The organism is Kitasatospora sp. NPDC002551, from assembly GCF_040296005.1.
Lineage (GTDB): Bacteria > Actinomycetota > Actinomycetes > Streptomycetales > Streptomycetaceae > Kitasatospora.
This window is the reverse complement of sequence record NZ_JBEOWI010000001.1, coordinates 198,228-214,290: the sequence shown is the minus strand read 5'-3', so window position 1 is coordinate 214,290 and position 16,063 is coordinate 198,228. Positions and strand designations below refer to the sequence as shown.

Genomic DNA, 16,063 nt, shown 5'->3' with positions numbered 1-16,063 from the left:
CCGGGAGGGGCCGGGCTCAGAGCGCGCCGCGGCGCTGGAGCCAGCTGAACGCCGCCCAGCCCGGCAGCACCGGCAGCAGGAGGGTGAGCAGCCGGTAGAGCGTGACGGCGGCCAGCGCCCCGCCGTCCGCCATCGAGGCCAGCTTCACCAGGCCGGCCAGCAGCGCGCTGTCCACGAAGCCGGCCCCGCCCGGGGTGGGCGCGGCGTTCCCGGCCGCGTTGCCGACCAGGAACACCACGCCGACCGCCGCGAAGCCCGGCTCCTCCCCGACCGCCCGGGCGCAGCAGTACAGACAGACGATCAGCGTGATCGACACCAGCAGCTGCCCGGTGAAGCCGACCGCCAGCCGCCCCGGGTTGCGCAGCAGCTCCACCAGCCGGGGCAGCACCTCGGCGGTCAGCGGGCGCAGCCGGGCGATCAGCCAGCGGCGGGCCGGCGGCACCGCGGACACCACGGCCAGCAGGGCGCCGGCCACGGCGAGCCCGCCGACCACGAAGGGCAGCGCGTCCAGCTCGGAGCCGCCGGTCTCCACGCCGGTCAGGTAGACGAAGGCGCCGAGCTGGAGCAGGTGCAGCACCAGCCCGAGCAGTTGTCCGACGCCGATGCTGGACAGCGCCTGCGCGGTCGGGATGCCGGCCCGCTGGAGGAAGCGGGTGTTCAGGGCGACGCCGCCGACCCCGCCGGGGGAGACCAGCTTCACGAAGGACCCGGCGACCTGGGCGAGCACGGCGTTGCGGAAGTCCAGCCGCTCGGGGACGAAGCCGACGAAGCCCATCGCCCCCATGACGTGGCTGGAGGCCGCGGCGAGCACGGCGAGGACGAGCCAGAACGGGTCGGCGTCGGCGACGGCGGCGATCGGGTTGCGCTCGGTGGCGAAGAACTGCGGCAGCAGCAGCCAGCCGGCCAGCAGGCCGCCGCCGACGGCGATCACGGTGCGGGGGCGCAGCCGCTCCAGCCGGACCGGCCGGACGGGGGCCTGCGGGCGGCTGCGGAGGACCTCGGTGCGGATCTGCTCCAGCAGGTCCGGCGCGGGTGCCGCGGGCTGCCCGCCCTTCGCGCCCCGCGCGTTCTGCTCCCGCGCGACCCGCTTGAGGGCGAGCCGGGTGCCGCGGGCCAGCGCGATCGGCTGGAGCAGCGGCAGGGCGGCGGCGACCGCGTCCGGGCCGAGCACCGCCACCGCGCTGCGCACCGAGCGCTCCGCGCCCGTGCGCAGCGCGAGCGTGGTGAGCAGCTGGGCGATGTCGCTGCGCAGCACCAGCTCGCCCGCCGCGATGTCGCCGTCCGCGAGGCCCACCAGGTGCACCGCCCCCGCCGCGTCGACCAGCAGCGCGGCGGGCCCCAGGGCGCGGTGCGCGATCGCCCGCCGCTGGAGCAGCGCCAGCTGGCCCCAGGCGTCGGCGAGCAGCGCGTCGGTGAGCTCCTCGTCGGCCAGCTCGTCCAGGGTGCGGCCGGGCAGCCGCTCGTAGGCGACCAGCGCGCTGTCCGGGCCGAGCCCTGCGGTGGCGGCGATCCGGCGGGTGCGGACCCCGGCGGCGACGGCCGCGTAGGAGACCAGGGCCTCGTGTTCCAGCCCGGTGCGCAGCGAGCGCAGCGCGCGCGGGTGCGGGGCGGTGCGCAGCCGCAGCCGCCGCCAGGCCCGCTGCACCAGCGCGGCGGTGACCGCCTGCCGGTCGAGCAGCTGGACGTCCAGCTCGGGGCGGCCGTCCTGCTGGTGGACCAGGTAGCGGTCCGGTCCGGCCGCCACGGCGGCGACCGGGCGCAGGCCGGCCCCGCGCAGGCTCTGCAGGAGCTGGGCGGGCCGGGGCCGGGGGTCGGGGGTGCCGACGGCCCAGCGGGTGCCGTGGGCCGCCGTCCAGCCGATCAGCACCCCCAGCAGCAGGGCGGTCGGGGTGGCGGCCCCGGAGGCGAGCCCGGCCAGCGCGGAGAGGGTGAGGACGACGCGCGGCAGCCGCCGTTCGCGGGCCGCGGAGGCGATGAGGAAGGCGAGGACGGGCGCGAGGTAGCCGTACACCGGCTCGGTGCGGACGAGCGGGTCGCCGGGCAGCGGCTGGGTGAGCGCGGAGACCAGGGAGAACGGCGCCGGTCCGTCGATCCACAGGTCGACGGCGAGCGAGGCGCCGAAGGCGAGGACGGCGGCCAGCACGCCGTCGGCGAGATGCTGCAGGACGTGCCGCCGGTCGGCGGCGGTGCGGTACAGGCGGCAGGCGGCCGAACAGACGGGCAGGAGCAGCAGCGCGGCGGTGGTGAGGCCGGTGGCGACGCCGCCCAGCGGGTGCGGCACCAGCGCGGCGGCGGCGGCGACGTCCTCGGCGAGGCCGTTGGTGGTGGCGCGGGCGTAGTCGGCGAACAGCAGGGCCAGGGCGATCACGAAGAGCCCGGCGATCAGCCGGATCAGCGCGGCCGGCTGCCGGATCCGGCCGGTGCCGGATATGCCCGGGGGCGCCTGCTCCTCCGTGCCGCCGGTCGTGCTGATCGCCGCGCTTCCCGTCACATCCGCCACCGAGGCATGGTCCCACGAGCCCCGTGGGGCGTGTCCCGGGGAGCGGGGCGGGCCCGGCGTCACTACTGTGCGTTCCATGAGCGCCTGCGAAGACCTCGCCGCCGCACCCCGGGACATCGCGCCCCTGCCGCCCGGGGACGGCTGCGCCGACTGCCTGGCCCAGGGGCGCCGGGACTGGGTGCACCTGCGCCTGTGCCTGGACTGCGGCCACATCGGCTGCTGCGACTTCTCGCCGCAGCGGCACGCCACCGCGCACTTCCACGACAGCTCGCACCCGGTGATCCGCTCCTACGAGCCGGGGGAGGACTGGCGGTGGTGCTTCGTCCACGAGCTCATGGGGTGACCGGTTGACGTTCCGGCGGCCATGCGGTGAGGTGTAATCCCGAGCAATCGGGACATAACGCCCATGCGGCCGTCGGCCGGGCCCGTCCGGCCGGGGGCCACCGAAGGGAGGCCGACGATGACCAAGCGAACAGCGGGAAGCTCCCCCGGGCTCCGCGGCGGTACCCAGGAGCTGCTGGAGCGCCGGGGCATGGCGACGACGCCGCAGACGCTCCCGCCCCGGCCGCGCACCGGGCTCCCGCAGTCCGCCGGCGCCGGCTCCGCGGGCGGGTCCGCCTTCCGGCACGGCGGCCGGGACGCGGCGACGTCCGTCCCGCACTCCGCGCCCGCGCAGCACGCCGAACTCAAGGGCCACCGCCACCGCGGTGCGGAGAAGCACAGCGCGCACTGAGCGCTCCGGCTCCGGTCGCCGTCCCGGCCACGGGTCGGGGCGGCGACCGGGGCACGGCGCGGCGTTGTCGGTGGCCTGCGGTAGTTTTCCCGGCGATCGGCGGCAACCGGCGATCGACGGCGACGGGCGAGCGGGGGCACGGGCGATGACGGACCTGATGGCAGGGCCGGTGACGGAGCCGGCGGCCGGGGAGCCGGTCGAGCTCCAGCTGGAGCGGTACCGGACGGAACTGACCGGCTACTGCTACCGCATGCTCGGCTCGGTCTTCGAGGCCGAGGACGCGGTGCAGGACACCATGGTCCGCGCCTGGCGCGGGCACCGGGGCTTCGAGGGCCGCGCCGCGCTGCGCTCCTGGCTCTACCGGATCGCCACCAACGTCTGCCTGGACGCGCTGAACGGCCGCAACGCCCGGGCCCGGCCGATGGACCTGGCCGGCCCGTCCACGGTGGCCACCGCGACCGACGCCCAGCTGCCCGAGGTCACCTGGGTCGGCCCGGCGCCGGACGGCCGGGTGCTGCCGGAGACCGCCGACCCGGCCGAGGTGACCGCGCAGCGCGAGTCGGTGCGGCTGGCCTTCGTCGCCGCGCTCCAGCGGCTGGCCCCCCGGCAGCGGGCGGTGCTGATCCTGCGCGAGGTGCTCGGCTGGCGGGCCAACGAGGTCGCCGAACTGCTCGGCGTCACGGTCGCCTCGGTGAACAGCGCGCTCCAGCGGGCCCGGGCCGCGCTCGCCGCCGAGCCGGCCGCGTCCCGGCCGGCACCGGTGCTGGACGAGGACCACCGGGCGCTGCTGGCCCGGTACGTCACCGCCTTCGAGGCGTACGACATGGACGGCCTGGCGGCGCTGCTGCACGAGGACGTCACGCTCAACATGCCGCCGTTCGCGCTCTGGCTGACCGGGCACGCGGACCTCCGGGAGTGGATGCTCGGGCCGGGTCACGGCTGCCGGGGCTCCCGGCTGCTGCCGGTGGAGGCCAACGGCAGCCCGGCGTTCGGCCAGTACCGGCCGAGTCCGCGGGGCGGGCACGAGCCGTGGGCGCTGATCGTGCTGGAGGTGTCAGAGGGCCGGATCACGGGGCTCACCAACTTCCTGGACACCGACGTGCTCTTCCCGCTGTTCGGCCTGCCGCCGCGGCTGGCGGCCGGGGAGTGACGCGTCCTCCCCGGTGGGGAGGACCGCGGCCAGCCCGCTGAACGCGAGCAGTTCGCGCAGCGGGCCGCTCGCGTGGTGCAGGACGAGACGCACGCCGTGCCGGGCGGCGGCGAGCCGCAGCCGGGCCAGGGCGTCGACGACGGCCAGGTCGGGGGCGGTCAGGGCGCCCAGGTCACAGCTCAGCGGGCGGTCGGCGGGTGCTTGCGGTTCGGTCTTCACGCGGATCAGACCGGAACGGCGGGCGGGCCTCATCGGCCCGGCGGAAGGATTCCCGGAAAAAACTTCGCCGAAGGGCGATGAGTTTCCGCTGCGGCCCCGGTCTACCCCTGTGAAAGCGCGGCACCGAGCGGCGCGTCCACCGAACAGAGGGAACCACCACCATGACCGAGAACCTCGGCAGCCTCTCCATCGTCCGCGAGGTCCAGGCGGCTCCGGCCGACGTCTTCCGGGCCTACGTCGAGCCCGAGCAGTTCGTCCGCTTCTGGGGCCCGGTCGGCACCCACGTCCCGCTGGACACCGTGACCATCGAGCCGGAGGTCGGCGGGCGCTTCGACAGCACGATGGTGATCGAGGCGACCGGCGACCGCTACCCGGTGCGAGGCCGCTTCACCGCCGTCCGCGAGGGCGAGCTGCTGGAGTTCTTCGAGGAGGGCGTCGGCCTCACCGGCCGGATCACCCTCGCCGACCTCGGCGACGGCCGCACCCGGGTGCTCATGGAGCAGGAGAACGTGCCGGCGATGTTCCTCGGCCCGGAGGCGGAGGCCGGCCACAACTCCAGCTTCGACCGGCTGGTCGAGCACCTGGCCGCCCGCGGCTGACCGCCGCGGCGGCCGGCGGCGGGGCGGCTGGCAGAGTGGGACGCACGTTGTCCCCGCGTCCCAGGAGGTCCCGCCGTGCCGGTCGAGCCGTTGAAGTCCCGTGAAGAGTGGTTGGCCTCGCTGCCGCGGATCTACGCGGCGGCGGGCTGCGTCCTGCGGGACGCGTCCGGGCGGATCCTGCTGGTCAAGGCGGGCTACCGGGAGCACTGGCAGTTCCCCGGCGGGACGATCGACCTGGGGGAGGGGCCCGCCGAGTGCGCGGCCCGGGAGCTGCTGGAGGAGACCGGCATCGTGCGGGAGGCCGGGGACCTGCTGGCCATCTCCTGGACCCACCCCTCGGACGAACTCGACCACCCGGCCGAGCACTTCCTGTTCGACTTCGGCACCGTCCCGGACGGCACCCCCGTGACCGTCCCGGCCGGCGAACTGGACGACCACCGCTGGGTCGACGACCAGGAGGCCTTCGAACTGCTCGGCCCGGCGCGCTCGTTGCGGCTGCGCGCGGCCCTGGAGGCGAGGACGGACGGGCGGACGCGGATCGTCACCACGCACGTCTCGGGCTTCTGAGCGGCAGAGGCAGCACAAGCGGCAGAGGCGGCAGAGGCGGCCGAGGCGGCAGAGGCGGCCGAGGTGTCCCGGGGGCGCGCCCGTCCCGCGCGACCCCCGGAACGGCTCCTTCAGTCCTGCTGCTGGTCGCCGGTGTTCGGCGCGACGAAGGCGGCGAGCAGCTCGCCGACGAACCTCTCCGTCTCGGCCTTCTCCACGCCGAGGTCGTTGAGCACCCCGGCGCCGTTCTCCAGCTCCAGCAGGGCGAGCAGGATGTGCTCGGTGCCCACGTAGTTGTGGCCGAGCTTCAGCGCCTCCCGGAAGGTCAGCTCCAGGGCCTTCTTGCCCCGGGCGTCGTACGGGATGAGCCCCGGCACCTCGGCGTCCGGGGCCGGCAGCACGGCGGTGGCGGCGGTGCGGAGCGCCTGCGCGGACACGCCCTGGGCGGCGAGCGCCCGCACGGCCAGGCCGTCGGGCTCGACGAGCAGGCCGAGCAGCAGGTGCTCGGCGCCGATCTCGGCGTTGCCGGCCTCGCGGGCCTCCTCCTGGGAGGCCATCACGACGTGCCGGGCCCGGTCGGTGAACCGGCCGAAGCCCTGGCTCGGGTCCAGGTCGTTGGGGGTGGCCGGGTCCTTGGGGACGAAGCGCTTCTGGGCGGCCTGCTTGCTGACGCCCATGCTGCGGCCGATGTCGGTCCAGGAGGCGCCGGAGCGGCGGGCCTGGTCGACGAAGTGGCCGATGAGGTGGTCGGCGAGTTCACCGAGGTGGTCGGCCGCGATGACGGCGTCCGAGAGCTGGTCGAGCGCGTCGGTGTGGAGCTTCTTGATCGCGTCGATCAGGTCGTCGAGGCGCAGCGGAGTGGTCTTGGGAACGATCGGATTCTCCATAGCGTCAACCGTAGGTTGTCGACCCTGGGATCGTCAACCATCGGTTGACGCTATGGCGAGTTGAGCCCCGCCGCAGCTCCGGGCCTACCGCTTCTCCCAGACGTACGCCGCCGAGACCGGGTGGCTGCGGTACTTCTCCCACTTCGGCTTGAGCGCGATCCAGGCGTCGTCCACCACCGCCTCGCGCATCTCCACCAGCGTCCAGCCCGCCGCCAGGCCGGCCGTCAGGTGGTCGGAGACCAGGTGGACATGGGTGGTGATGGCGACGTCGGAGCCGTCCGTGCCGGTGAAGTGGGTCGGCATGCCGGCGGCCATGATGAAGTACGGGTGCAGGCCGACCAGCACGCAGCGCCCGCCCGGGCGGGCGAGGCGGAAGGCCTCGCGGTAGTACGGGCCGAGGTCGGCGAGGTGCTCGTCGATCAGCGAGGAGACCACCAGGTCGTACGTGCCGGCCGCGAGCCCGGTGGCGGCGACGTCCCCCTCCCGGAGGCTGTCGTGGGCGCCGCGCTCCGTGGCGCGCGCCAGCATCTCGGGCGTGAGGTCCACGCCGTCCAGCACCAGCCCCGCGGCGGCCCGGCCGCGCAGCCAGGCGCCGGTGCGGCCGGTCCCGCAGCCGAGGTCGGCCGCCCGGCGGACCTCCGGCCAGGCCGGCGTGGCGAGGCGTTCGAGCACCGCGAGGTCCATCGCGTCCTCGACGGTCTGCTCGTAGGTGTCGACCCAGCCGGCGTAGCCGGTGCGGACGTCCACGGTCGGGTAGTTGCGGGTGTCGAAGTCGGAGAAGTCCACCATGCCCGGCAGTATCGGGCGCTGGTCCGGCCGGTCGCGAACGATTATCGGAGCGTCAGTTTGAATCCGTCGTGGCTGCGGTCGAAGCCGAGCGAGGCGTAGAAGCGGTGCGCCCCGGTGCGGCGCTTGTCGCTGGTCAGCTGGACGAGCGTGCAGCCGCGCTCCCGGGCCCGCTCGATCACCCGGACCATCAACTCCCGCCCCAGCCCCGCGCCCCGCCGGTCCGCCCGCACCCGGACCCCCTCGACCAGCGCCCGCTCCGCCCCGCCCCGCCCGAGCCCCGGGATGTACGTGACCTGGAGGTACCCGAGGACGGTGCCGTCCCCCTCGTCGAGCACCAGCATCTCGTTGCGCGGATCGGCGTCGATGTCGGCGAAGGCCCGGGCGTACGCCTCGCCGACCTCGACCGGGGCGGGACCGGTGACCTTGTCCTCGTCGGTGAGCAGCGCGATGACGGCGGGCAGGTCCCGGCGGGTGGCGGTGCGGAGGATCACGCCCGGAGTCTGCCAGAGCGGCAAAGCGGGAAGCCGGTCCGGCCGGCCTCCCGCTCCGCGGGCCCCTGCCGTCAGGAGGGCAGCAGGCGGGCGCGGACGGCGGCGAGGTCGGCGGCGGTGACGCCGGCGGCCGACAGGTAGCGGGCGGGGGCGAAACCGTCGAGGGCGGCGGCGACGGCGGCCTCGGCGGTGGTGCCGGCCTCGGCGAGGACGGCGTCGATGCGGCGGTACTGGTCGGGCAGGCCGAGCATGCCGTAGAGCGGGCGGACGTTGGGGGCGCTCAGGAGGTAGTCGGCGACGATCTCGGCGGGGGTGACCTCGGCGAGGGCGAGCAGCAGCAGGGCGGCGAGGCCGGTGCGGTCACGGCCGGCGCCGCAGTGCACGACCAGGCCGCCGGGGCGGGCGCCGGCGATCGTGGTGATCAGCTCGGCGGCGGCGTGCGGGCAGTGGTCGAGGTAGGGGCGCAGCGCGAGCGGGGTGCCGTCGAGGTGGCCGTGGGCCAGCCACCAGGCGGGGCCGGCGAGTTCGTCCAGCGGGACGCGGATCAGCTCGACGTCCTCGGGGAGCGGGAGCAGCGGCTTGTACTCCTCGATGTTGCGCAGGTCGACGACGGTGCGCACGCCGTGGTCGAGCAGGGCGTCCCAGCCTTCGGCGGTGAGGCGGTCCAGGTTGTCGGCGCGGGCGATCGCGCCGCGGGTGGTGCGGGCGCCGGTGGTGGTGCGCAGTCCGCCCAGGTCACGGACGTTGAGGCAGCCGTCCCAGACCAGAGTGCGGTCCTCGGAGGTGGTGGGTTGCGCGTCGGCCCGGCTCATCGGTTCCCCGTTTCCTTGACGAGGGGGTCCCGTTACCCCCTCGTGATGTGGACTTCCGGTGGAGCGGGATGGTTCCTGTGACGGTCGGATGTTCAGTGGGGCGGGGGCCCGCCCGGCAGTGCCGTCCGTTGCGGGATCCGCATGACAGTCGTCACGGTGCGCGCCGGGACGGTGCCGAGAGACGGGCCCTACCGGGCGAAGTCCCAGAGCGGCCGGCCGAGGGTGTCCACGCAGCGCACGGCCGTGAAGAGCTCGTCCTCGGCCGAGAGGAACCCGTGGGCGACGCCGCGCAGCACCGTGCGGGCGGCCGCGTCCGCCCGCGTCCAGGCGCCGGTCAGCACGAGCGTCCCGTCGACCAGCTCGGCGCGCTGGATCCGGGCCACCGGGACGGCGAGCAGGGCGGCGTTGACCTGGTCCAGCTCGACGGGGGAGAGGTAGGTCTCGCCGGCGCCGCCGCCGCGCTCCCGTTCGGCCCGGCGGCGCAGCTCGGGCAGCCCGTAGTGGCGGACGGCCGCCACCGAGTCGTCCAGGGCGACCCGCCAGCGCGGGCCGGGCAGCACCTCCCACCAGACGTCCTCGCAGACCGGCAGCAGCTCGCCGATCCGGGCCCGCCAGGTCTCGATGCCGTAGACGGCGCGCGGGTCGGGACGCGGACCGGGGAGGGCCGCGGCGGTCCAGTCGGCGCGGCGGACCAGGCTCAGGTCGAAGGTGTAGCGCAGCCGGCCTTCGGTGCGGTGCTCGACCAGGCCGAGCAGGGCCCAGTGGGTCGGGTCGGGGAGGCTGAAGGTCCGCCCCCGGCCGGTGAGGCCCAGGAGGCGGAGGGCGGGCGCGAGGTGGTCGCGCAGGCCGCGCTCGAAGAGCTCGTGGGCGGCGGAGGTCATGGTGTTCCTGGGGGTGGGGGGAGCAACCGGCGGCGCCTGCGGCGCAGAGAAGGGGTGCGGGGCGCGAAAGCGGCGGCCGGAACGTTCGTTCACATATAACGTAGGCGATTTGTCGACTTCCCTGCCATAGGCGAAGGCCAGACGGTCTCGGGACCTTCGACCCGAAGGTGATCCGGTGGAGGGGGCGAGCCCCGGGCTCCGGCGGCCGGACCGGTGCCGGAGGGTGGCCGGGCCGTGGCCGGGGCGGGCGGCGGCGGTCCGGACCCGCCGGAGCGGCGCGTTCGCCCCGATGGCGGATGATGTGGCGGGTGCAGAGTGCAGAACGCCCCGGAGCGGGCACCGACAGCGCCGTCGGCCGGTCCGGACCGGTCCCGACGTCAGGTCCGCCACCCACCCCGCCCTCGGGCGCGGCCGCCACCCCCGTCGATCTGACCGAGGCCGTCCGGGCCGCGCAGGGCGGGGACGAGGAGGCCTTCCGGCTGCTGTTCCGGGCCGTCCAGCCGGGTCTGCTCCGCTACCTGCGGGTGCTGGTCGGGGGCCGGCCCGAGGACGCCCAGGACGCCGAGGACATCGCCTCCGAGGCCTGGCTGCAGATCGCCCGCGACCTGGGCTCCTTCACCGGCGACGGCGACGGCTTCCGCGGCTGGGCGGCGACCGTCGCGCGCAACCGGGCGCTGGACCACCTGCGGGCCCGCCGCCGCCGGCCGGTCGCCGACCTGCCCTTCGAGTACCTGGCCGAGCTGGCCGGCGGCGAGGACACCGCGGGGGCGGCACTCGCCTCCGTGGGCACCTCCGACGCGCTGGCGCTGATCTCCCGGCTGCCCCGGGACCAGGCCGAGGCGGTGCTGCTGCGGGTGGTGATGGAACTGGACGCGGAGAGCGCCGCCCAGGTGCTCGGCAAGCGCCCGGGCACCGTGCGGATGGCCGCGCACCGGGGGCTGAAGCGGCTCGCCAAGCTGTTGGAACAGTCCTTCCCGGCGGGCGCGGGGACGGGCGCGGGCGGCCCGGGGATCCCGGCCGCCCGGCGGGGTCACGACGGCGGTCCGGCCGGGGGGCCGACCGGCGGCGGGACGGTCCGCGCGGGGCTCGGACGGGCCGCGAAAAAAAATTCTCCGCAGGGTGTGACAGAACGCCGGGCCGCGACGCTGAAGGACATGAGATGAGCACCAACCGATCCCGCCGGATCGACCGTGACACCGCCGAGCAACTGCTCGCCGGTGCCGTGGGCGGCCCGTCGGCCGGGCGGGACGCCTCGCTCACCGGCCCGGACGGCAGCACCGGGCACGCGGGACCCCTCCTGCCCGGCGACGGGCCGAAGGAACGGGTCGCCCGGGTGCTCTCCGCCGCCGCGGCGCCGGTGGCGGCGGGCGAACTGGCCGGGGAGGAGGCGGCCCTGGCCGCGTTCCGGGAGGCCCGTCTCGCGCCCGATCCCGCAGCACCCGCCGCACCCGCACCCGTCCGGAGAGCTTCGATGGCAACCGCCGCGCTGACGAGGGCCTTCAGCACGAAGGCCGTCGCCGTCGTGCTCGGCGCCACGGCGCTCGGCGGGGTCGCGGTCGCGGCCGGGACGGGCAATCTGCCCTCGCCGCTGGGCGGCGGCCCGGACCAGCCGCGCCACGTGGTCGCCCCCGTGACGCCCGCCCCGCCGACCTCGCCGGAGGCCCGCTCCGGGGTGCCGGCCGCCGGCATCCCGTCCGGCGGCGGGCCGCTGGTCGCCCCGTCCGGCTCCGCTCCGACCGGTGTGGCCTCCGCCGCTCCGTCGGACGTCCCCTCGGGCGGCCGGTCCACCTCCGCCGGTCCGTCCGCCCCGGCGAACCGGCCGGCGACGCCGCAGCCGTCCGCCTCCGTGTGGGGGGACGGGAGCGGCCCGTCGAACCCGGCGGCCCACGCGGCGCTCTGCAAGGCGTTCTCCGACCGGGCGGGCAAGGGCGAGCGCCCGCGCACGCTGGTCACCGATCCCCAGTTCGGCGGGCTGGTCTCCACGGCCGGCGGCACGGACAAGGTCGAGGAGTACTGCGCCCGGCTGCTGCGCGGCGCGGGCGGCGACGACGACCGGCAGGGCGGTCCGGCACCGTCCCGGTCCGGCACCGCGGCCTCCGGCAACGGCGGCTCCGGCGGCCAGGGGTCCGGCGGCCAGGGCTCCAACGGTCAGGGTTCCGGCGGCCAGGGCTCCAACGGTCAGGGTTCCGGCGGTTCCGGCAACGGCCAGGGCACCGGCGAGAACAACGGCGGCGGCGCGGGCCGGGCTTCGAAGCCCGCCACCGCACCGCCCGCGGCGGCCACGCCCGGGCCGCCGAGGACCGACCGCACCGACGACGCCACGGGCGGTCCGAGGTGACCCACGATCTCCGGATGGGCGGCGAGCGAATCCCCCCGGGCCCGTCGCCCATCCGGACCGCTCCACCCCGCACCACCACGGTGACCGCACCACCGCGGTAGCCGCAGGACCCGCACCACCGCAGTACCCCGCCCCACCCGAGGACTCCGGGAGGACGGTCGGCTCCCCCGTGCCGGCCGTCGCCCGGCCGGCCCCGGCCTGGCGGGCAGGCGCACCCCGGAACGCGCCTGCCGGCCCGGCCGGACCGGAACCCGCCGGCCCGCCCGCCCGCAGTCAGGGCGGGCCGGCACCGCCCGACCAGTCCGGACCGGACCGATCGTGACCCGTCGTCCTGGACGACCACGAGCCGGCGGTCGGGGATCCGCTGCCCGGTTCCCCGGCCGCCACCCCTTCCCGAGGGGCCACCGGCGCCGCCGCGCCCGGTGGCCCCTCGGTCGGTGCGCCCGTCCGACGGCCGCCCGGGGGCCGTCGCCGCCGGGGGCTATCGTGCACACGTGCACGAGGCGGTCCGGGACCCCGGGCAGGGCTTCTGAGGGGAGCGGTTCCAGGTGATCGGACGCGCGCTGAACGGGCGCTACGAACTCGTCGAGATACTCGGCGTCGGCGGCATGGCCACGGTCTGGCGCGGGGTGGACCACGTGCTGGGCCGTCAGGTGGCCGTCAAGGTCCTCAACGGGGGCCTCGCCGACGACCCGCGGTTCGCCGAGCGGTTCGGCCGCGAGGCGCAGCACGCCGCGATGCTGGTCCACCCGAGGATCGTCATGGTCTTCGACTCCGGGGTGGACCAGGGCTCGCCGTACATCGTGATGGAGCTGGTGCAGGGCCGTTCGCTGGCCGCGCTGCTGGCCCAGCGGCCGGGCCTGCCGGTCGAGCAGGCGGTGGGGATCGCCGCCGCGGTCTGCGAGGGGCTGGCCCACGCGCACGCGGCGGGCCTGGTGCACCGGGACATCAAGCCGGGCAACATCATGATCACCGACGACGGCGGGGTGAAGGTCGTCGACTTCGGCATCGCCCGGGCCGGCTCCTCGCACAACCTCACCCAGACCGCCTCGGTGCTCGGCACCGCCGCGTACCTGTCGCCCGAGCAGGCCACCGCGAGCCCGCTGGACGGCCGCACCGACCTGTACGCGGTGGGCTGCGTGCTGACCGAGATGCTCACCGGCGCGCCGCCGTTCACCGCCGAGACGCCGGTGGCGATCGCCTACAAGCACGTCGGGGAGCAGCCGCTGCCGCCTTCGCTCCGGCGCCCCGGCCTGCCGCCCGCGCTGGACGCGGCGGTGCTGCGGCTGCTCGCCAAGCACCCGGGCGACCGGCCGGCGGACGCCTTCGCGGCGCGGGCCGAACTGCTGGCCTGCGTGCCGGGGCTGGTGCCGGCCGACCCGACCACCGAACTGCTGGCCGCCGCCCCGCCGTTGCCGCCCGCCGTTCCCACGGCCTTCCCCGCCGCCTTCCCGGCGGCCGGGGGAGACCAGCAGCACACCACGCTCCTGCCGCCCCAGCCGGCGCCGCCGGCCCCCACCTCGGTGATGGCGCCGATCCCGGCGGCCCCGCCGCCGATGCCGGAGCCCGAGCGCGAGAGCCGCCGCAAGCCGATCGTGTTCGGCGCCCTCGGCCTGGCCGGGGTCGCGGGCGCCGCGGTGCTCGCGCTCACCGCCTTCGACGACCCGACCACCCCCGTCGCCGCACCGTCCACCCGCCCCACCGCGACCGCCCCCACCACCCCGGCGGCCACGCCCACCCCGACGCCGACCCCGACGCCGAGCGCCACCACCCCGTCCGCCCGTCCGACCCCGACGGCCCCCGCCACCACCCCGGCCCCGCACAACCCGGCTCCGCTGGTCCAGATCAACGCCCTGCGGCAGAGCATCGCGCAGACCCAGCTGGAGAAGGAACGCGGCCGCCAGATCGACCTGCTGCACACCCTCGACGAGGCCACCGCCCTCCTCAACGAGGGCCGCCCCGACGACGCCGCCGCGAAGCTGAAGGGCGCCCAGCGGACCGTCCGCGACCTCGCCAAGAAGCACGCCGTCGACGGCTCCACCTACCAGAACTGGAACTCCCGGCTCTCCTCCCTCGTCACCTCGCTCAACGCCGTCGCCGACGAGGAGGACTGACCGCGCGGGCACCGGGCCGCGGCGACGGACCGGGCCGGCGACGGGGGCCGAGGGCGGGTCAGGCGCCCAGGAAGCGCTGGAGCTGCTGGAGGACGTAGTTGGCGCCGGTGTAGCCGATGCCCTGGAACCAGAGCTGGTCGTCGACGGGGAAGGCGCGGTGGGCCTTGACGGCCTCCAGGGCCTGCCAGGCGGGGCTCGCCAGGGTGGCGGTGAGGCCGTTGCGGGCCGGGTCGCCGTAGTCGGCGTAGAGGAGCAGGTCGCCGTCGGCCCTGGCGAGCTGGTCGGGCGGGAGCTCGATGTCGGACTGGTCGGTGTTCTGGGCGTCCGGGCGGCCGAGGCCGGCGTCGGCGAGCACCGAACCCGGGAAGTTCTGCCTGCCGTAGAGGCGGATCCCGCCGCCCTCGACGAAGCGCAGCAGGCTGACCTTCCGCCCGCCCGCCTTGGCGTTCGCCAGCGCGGTCACCACCTGGTTGACGTGCCGCTGGTACGAGGCCGCGAACGCCGCCGCCGCGTCCTGGCGGCTCAGCGCCTGGGCGTGGGTCTGGACGTTGGCCTTCCAGGGTGCGCCGGTGGTCTGGGTGAGCACGGTCGGGGCGATCGCCCGCAGGTCGTCGTACCGGTCGCCGTCGCGGGTCTGGCTGGACAGGATGAGGTCGGGCCGCAGGGCGCGGATCGCGGCGAGGTCCGGGGAGCCGACCGGGCCGACGTAGGCGACCCGGTCGAGCCGGGAGACGGGCCAGTAGTCGGCGAAGGTCCGGTCCGCGGCGGGCCGCGCCGCGCCGACCGGGGTGATGCCGAGGGTGAGTGCGGAGTCCAGCTCGGCGGTGTCCAGGGTGACGACCCGCATCGGCGCGCCGGGCACGGTGACCGGACCGGTGGCGGCGGACACGGTGACGGCCGGCAGCGGGGTGGGGGAGGGCGGCTCGGCGGCGGCCGGGTGGTCGGCCGGCGGGGGCGCGGGGTGGCGGGTGGTGCAGCCGGTGAGCGCGGCGCCGCCGAGCGCGGTCAGCAGGGTGCGGCGGGTGAGCGGGGACATCGGCACCTCGGACGACGGGAGCGGGGGAGCACGGCGCGTCGATTATGTCCGAATTGGTGCATAAAGTTTCGCTATGCGTCCGTCGTGGCCGTCCACGGCGCGCCCGGTACCACCAGCGGCGTCCCGGTCACCGGGTCCGGCACCACCACCGACTCCAGCCCGAACACCTCCCGCACCAGCTCCGCCGTCACCACCTCGGCCGGCGGGCCCTGGGCGACGATCCGCCCCTCCCGCATCGCCACCAGGTGGTCCGCGTACCGGGCGGCCTGGTTGAGGTCGTGCAGCACCGCGACGACCGTCCTCCCGCGCTCGACGTTCAGCCGGCGCACCAGGTCCAGCACCTCCACCTGGTGCGCGATGTCCAGGAAGGTGGTCGGCTCGTCGAGCAGCAGGATGTCGGTGCCCTGGGCGAGCGCCATGGCGATCCACACCCGCTGCCGCTGCCCGCCGGACAGCTCGTCCACGCCGCGCTCGGCCAGCTCGGCCGTCGAGGTGCGCTCCAGCGCCTCGGCGACCGCCGCCTCGTCCTCCGCGGACCACTGCTGCCACCAGCTCTGGTGCGGCTGGCGGCCGCGCGCCACCAGGTCGGCCACCGCGATGCCCTCGGGGGCGCTCGGCGACTGCGGCAGCAGCCCGATCCGCCGGGCGATCTGCTTGGTGGGGACGCGCGCCAGCTCCTCGCCGTCCAGCAGCACCGCGCCGCGCGCCGGCTTCAGCAGCCGGCCCAGCGCCCGCAGCAGGGTGGACTTGCCGCAGGCGTTCGGGCCGACGATCACCGTGACCCTGCCGTCCGGGATCCGCAGCGAGAGCTTCTCGGCGACGGTGCGGGCCTCGTAGGCGAGGGTCAGCTCCCGCGCCTCCAGGCGGTGGCCGGACCCCCGGTCCACGGTGCCGGTGGACGCGGCGCGGGCGGACTCGGTGTCGACGGACTTGGTGTCGACGGACTCGGCGTCGGCGGGCATCGGGGT

General features: G+C 76.1%; 17 protein-coding genes. 8 read left to right on the top strand and 9 right to left on the bottom strand.

Annotated elements, in window-relative coordinates; translation table 11 throughout:
• Positions 1 to 16 precede the first annotated feature (16 nt).
• The gene (locus tag ABT093_RS00955; protein WP_350558364.1) at positions 17 to 2,500 is read right to left on the bottom strand and encodes a lysylphosphatidylglycerol synthase domain-containing protein; all 2,484 of its coding nucleotides are present in this window, start codon (positions 2,498 to 2,500) and stop codon (positions 17 to 19) included.
• A 76-nt stretch (positions 2,501 to 2,576) separates the two neighbouring features.
• Between ABT093_RS00955 and ABT093_RS00950 the strand changes: the two genes are divergently transcribed.
• The 3 genes from ABT093_RS00950 (at position 2,577) to ABT093_RS00940 (ending at position 4,383) form a co-directional block, all read left to right on the top strand.
• The gene (locus ABT093_RS00950; protein ID WP_350558361.1) at positions 2,577 to 2,843 is read left to right on the top strand and encodes a UBP-type zinc finger domain-containing protein; all 267 of its coding nucleotides are present in this window, start codon (positions 2,577 to 2,579) and stop codon (positions 2,841 to 2,843) included.
• A gap of 117 nt (positions 2,844 to 2,960) precedes the next feature.
• On the top strand, positions 2,961 to 3,233 hold the full coding sequence (locus tag ABT093_RS00945) for a hypothetical protein (protein WP_350558358.1): 273 nt from the start codon (positions 2,961 to 2,963) through the stop codon (positions 3,231 to 3,233).
• Between the two features lie 145 nt (positions 3,234 to 3,378).
• A complete protein-coding gene (locus ABT093_RS00940; protein WP_350558355.1) occupies positions 3,379 to 4,383 on the top strand; it encodes a sigma-70 family RNA polymerase sigma factor in 1,005 nt (334 codons plus the stop codon).
• Here the strand turns inward: ABT093_RS00940 and ABT093_RS00935 are convergent.
• Positions 4,288 to 4,602: an STAS domain-containing protein gene (locus ABT093_RS00935; RefSeq protein ID WP_350558352.1), complete on the bottom strand. Its 315-nt coding sequence runs from the start codon at positions 4,600 to 4,602 to the stop codon at positions 4,288 to 4,290. The genes ABT093_RS00940 and ABT093_RS00935 overlap by 96 nt on opposite strands.
• Before the next feature lie 161 nt (positions 4,603 to 4,763).
• Between ABT093_RS00935 and ABT093_RS00930 the strand changes: the two genes are divergently transcribed.
• Both ABT093_RS00930 and ABT093_RS00925 read left to right on the top strand, forming a co-directional pair.
• Positions 4,764 to 5,201 carry an SRPBCC family protein gene (locus ABT093_RS00930; protein ID WP_350558349.1) on the top strand — a complete coding sequence of 146 codons (438 nt, stop codon included), beginning with the start codon at positions 4,764 to 4,766 and terminating at the stop codon, positions 5,199 to 5,201.
• A gap of 75 nt (positions 5,202 to 5,276) precedes the next feature.
• On the top strand, positions 5,277 to 5,768 hold the full coding sequence (locus tag ABT093_RS00925) for an NUDIX domain-containing protein (RefSeq protein WP_350558346.1): 492 nt from the start codon (positions 5,277 to 5,279) through the stop codon (positions 5,766 to 5,768).
• A 110-nt stretch (positions 5,769 to 5,878) separates the two neighbouring features.
• On the opposite strand, the gene ABT093_RS00920 is transcribed toward ABT093_RS00925, so the two are convergent.
• The 5 genes from ABT093_RS00920 to ABT093_RS00900 all read right to left on the bottom strand — a co-directional run bounded on the left by ABT093_RS00920 (position 5,879) and on the right by ABT093_RS00900 (position 9,607).
• Complete coding sequence (locus tag ABT093_RS00920) at positions 5,879 to 6,634, bottom strand: Clp protease N-terminal domain-containing protein (RefSeq protein ID WP_350558343.1); 756 nt, start codon at positions 6,632 to 6,634, stop codon at positions 5,879 to 5,881.
• Positions 6,635 to 6,718: 84 nt separating this feature from the next.
• A complete protein-coding gene (locus ABT093_RS00915) occupies positions 6,719 to 7,423 on the bottom strand; it encodes a class I SAM-dependent DNA methyltransferase (RefSeq protein ID WP_350558340.1) in 705 nt (234 codons plus the stop codon).
• A 41-nt stretch (positions 7,424 to 7,464) separates the two neighbouring features.
• The gene (locus ABT093_RS00910; protein WP_350558337.1) at positions 7,465 to 7,914 is read right to left on the bottom strand and encodes a GNAT family N-acetyltransferase; all 450 of its coding nucleotides are present in this window, start codon (positions 7,912 to 7,914) and stop codon (positions 7,465 to 7,467) included.
• A 71-nt stretch (positions 7,915 to 7,985) separates the two neighbouring features.
• Positions 7,986 to 8,726, bottom strand: a complete 741-nt coding sequence (locus ABT093_RS00905; RefSeq protein WP_350558334.1) for a tyrosine-protein phosphatase — start codon at positions 8,724 to 8,726, stop codon at positions 7,986 to 7,988.
• Positions 8,727 to 8,914: 188 nt separating this feature from the next.
• Positions 8,915 to 9,607 carry a hypothetical protein gene (locus ABT093_RS00900; RefSeq protein ID WP_350558331.1) on the bottom strand — a complete coding sequence of 231 codons (693 nt, stop codon included), beginning with the start codon at positions 9,605 to 9,607 and terminating at the stop codon, positions 8,915 to 8,917.
• Positions 9,608 to 9,906: 299 nt separating this feature from the next.
• On the opposite strand from ABT093_RS00900, the gene ABT093_RS00895 reads away from it, so the two are divergent.
• The 3 genes from ABT093_RS00895 to ABT093_RS00885 all read left to right on the top strand — a co-directional run bounded on the left by ABT093_RS00895 (position 9,907) and on the right by ABT093_RS00885 (position 14,059).
• On the top strand, positions 9,907 to 10,770 hold the full coding sequence (locus ABT093_RS00895) for an RNA polymerase sigma factor (RefSeq protein ID WP_350559198.1): 864 nt from the start codon (positions 9,907 to 9,909) through the stop codon (positions 10,768 to 10,770).
• Positions 10,767 to 11,945, top strand: a complete 1,179-nt coding sequence (locus tag ABT093_RS00890; RefSeq protein WP_350558328.1) for a hypothetical protein — start codon at positions 10,767 to 10,769, stop codon at positions 11,943 to 11,945. The genes ABT093_RS00895 and ABT093_RS00890 overlap by 4 nt, the downstream gene beginning before the upstream one ends.
• A gap of 548 nt (positions 11,946 to 12,493) precedes the next feature.
• Entirely contained in the window at positions 12,494 to 14,059 is a 1,566-nt protein-coding gene (locus tag ABT093_RS00885; protein WP_350558325.1) for a protein kinase domain-containing protein, read from the top strand.
• 58 nt (positions 14,060 to 14,117) lie between these two features.
• On the opposite strand, the gene ABT093_RS00880 is transcribed toward ABT093_RS00885, so the two are convergent.
• Together ABT093_RS00880 and ABT093_RS00875 are read right to left on the bottom strand one after the other, a co-directional pair.
• On the bottom strand, positions 14,118 to 15,095 hold the full coding sequence (locus ABT093_RS00880; RefSeq protein ID WP_350558322.1) for an ABC transporter substrate-binding protein: 978 nt from the start codon (positions 15,093 to 15,095) through the stop codon (positions 14,118 to 14,120).
• 71 nt (positions 15,096 to 15,166) lie between these two features.
• Positions 15,167 to 16,057: an ABC transporter ATP-binding protein gene (locus ABT093_RS00875; protein WP_350558319.1), complete on the bottom strand. Its 891-nt coding sequence runs from the start codon at positions 16,055 to 16,057 to the stop codon at positions 15,167 to 15,169.
• Positions 16,058 to 16,063: the final 6 nt, after the last annotated feature.

What these genes read in the sequence shown, in the direction of transcription:
- ABT093_RS00900 (WP_350558331.1), bottom strand. Translation starts at nt 9,607, where the DNA reads ATGACCTCCGCCGCCCACGAGCTCTTCGAGCGCGGCCTGCGCGACCAC.
- ABT093_RS00915 (WP_350558340.1), bottom strand. Translation starts at nt 7,423, where the DNA reads ATGGTGGACTTCTCCGACTTCGACACCCGCAACTACCCGACCGTGGAC.
- ABT093_RS00945 (WP_350558358.1), top strand. Translation starts at nt 2,961, where the DNA reads ATGACCAAGCGAACAGCGGGAAGCTCCCCCGGGCTCCGCGGCGGTACC.
- ABT093_RS00880 (WP_350558322.1), bottom strand. Translation starts at nt 15,095, where the DNA reads ATGTCCCCGCTCACCCGCCGCACCCTGCTGACCGCGCTCGGCGGCGCC.
- ABT093_RS00895 (WP_350559198.1), top strand. Translation starts at nt 9,907, where the DNA reads ATGTGGCGGGTGCAGAGTGCAGAACGCCCCGGAGCGGGCACCGACAGC.
- ABT093_RS00905 (WP_350558334.1), bottom strand. Translation starts at nt 8,726, where the DNA reads ATGAGCCGGGCCGACGCGCAACCCACCACCTCCGAGGACCGCACTCTG.
- ABT093_RS00950 (WP_350558361.1), top strand. Translation starts at nt 2,577, where the DNA reads ATGAGCGCCTGCGAAGACCTCGCCGCCGCACCCCGGGACATCGCGCCC.
- ABT093_RS00890 (WP_350558328.1), top strand. Translation starts at nt 10,767, where the DNA reads ATGAGCACCAACCGATCCCGCCGGATCGACCGTGACACCGCCGAGCAA.
- ABT093_RS00920 (WP_350558343.1), bottom strand. Translation starts at nt 6,634, where the DNA reads ATGGAGAATCCGATCGTTCCCAAGACCACTCCGCTGCGCCTCGACGAC.
- ABT093_RS00875 (WP_350558319.1), bottom strand. Translation starts at nt 16,057, where the DNA reads ATGCCCGCCGACGCCGAGTCCGTCGACACCAAGTCCGTCGACACCGAG.
- ABT093_RS00940 (WP_350558355.1), top strand. Translation starts at nt 3,379, where the DNA reads ATGACGGACCTGATGGCAGGGCCGGTGACGGAGCCGGCGGCCGGGGAG.
- ABT093_RS00930 (WP_350558349.1), top strand. Translation starts at nt 4,764, where the DNA reads ATGACCGAGAACCTCGGCAGCCTCTCCATCGTCCGCGAGGTCCAGGCG.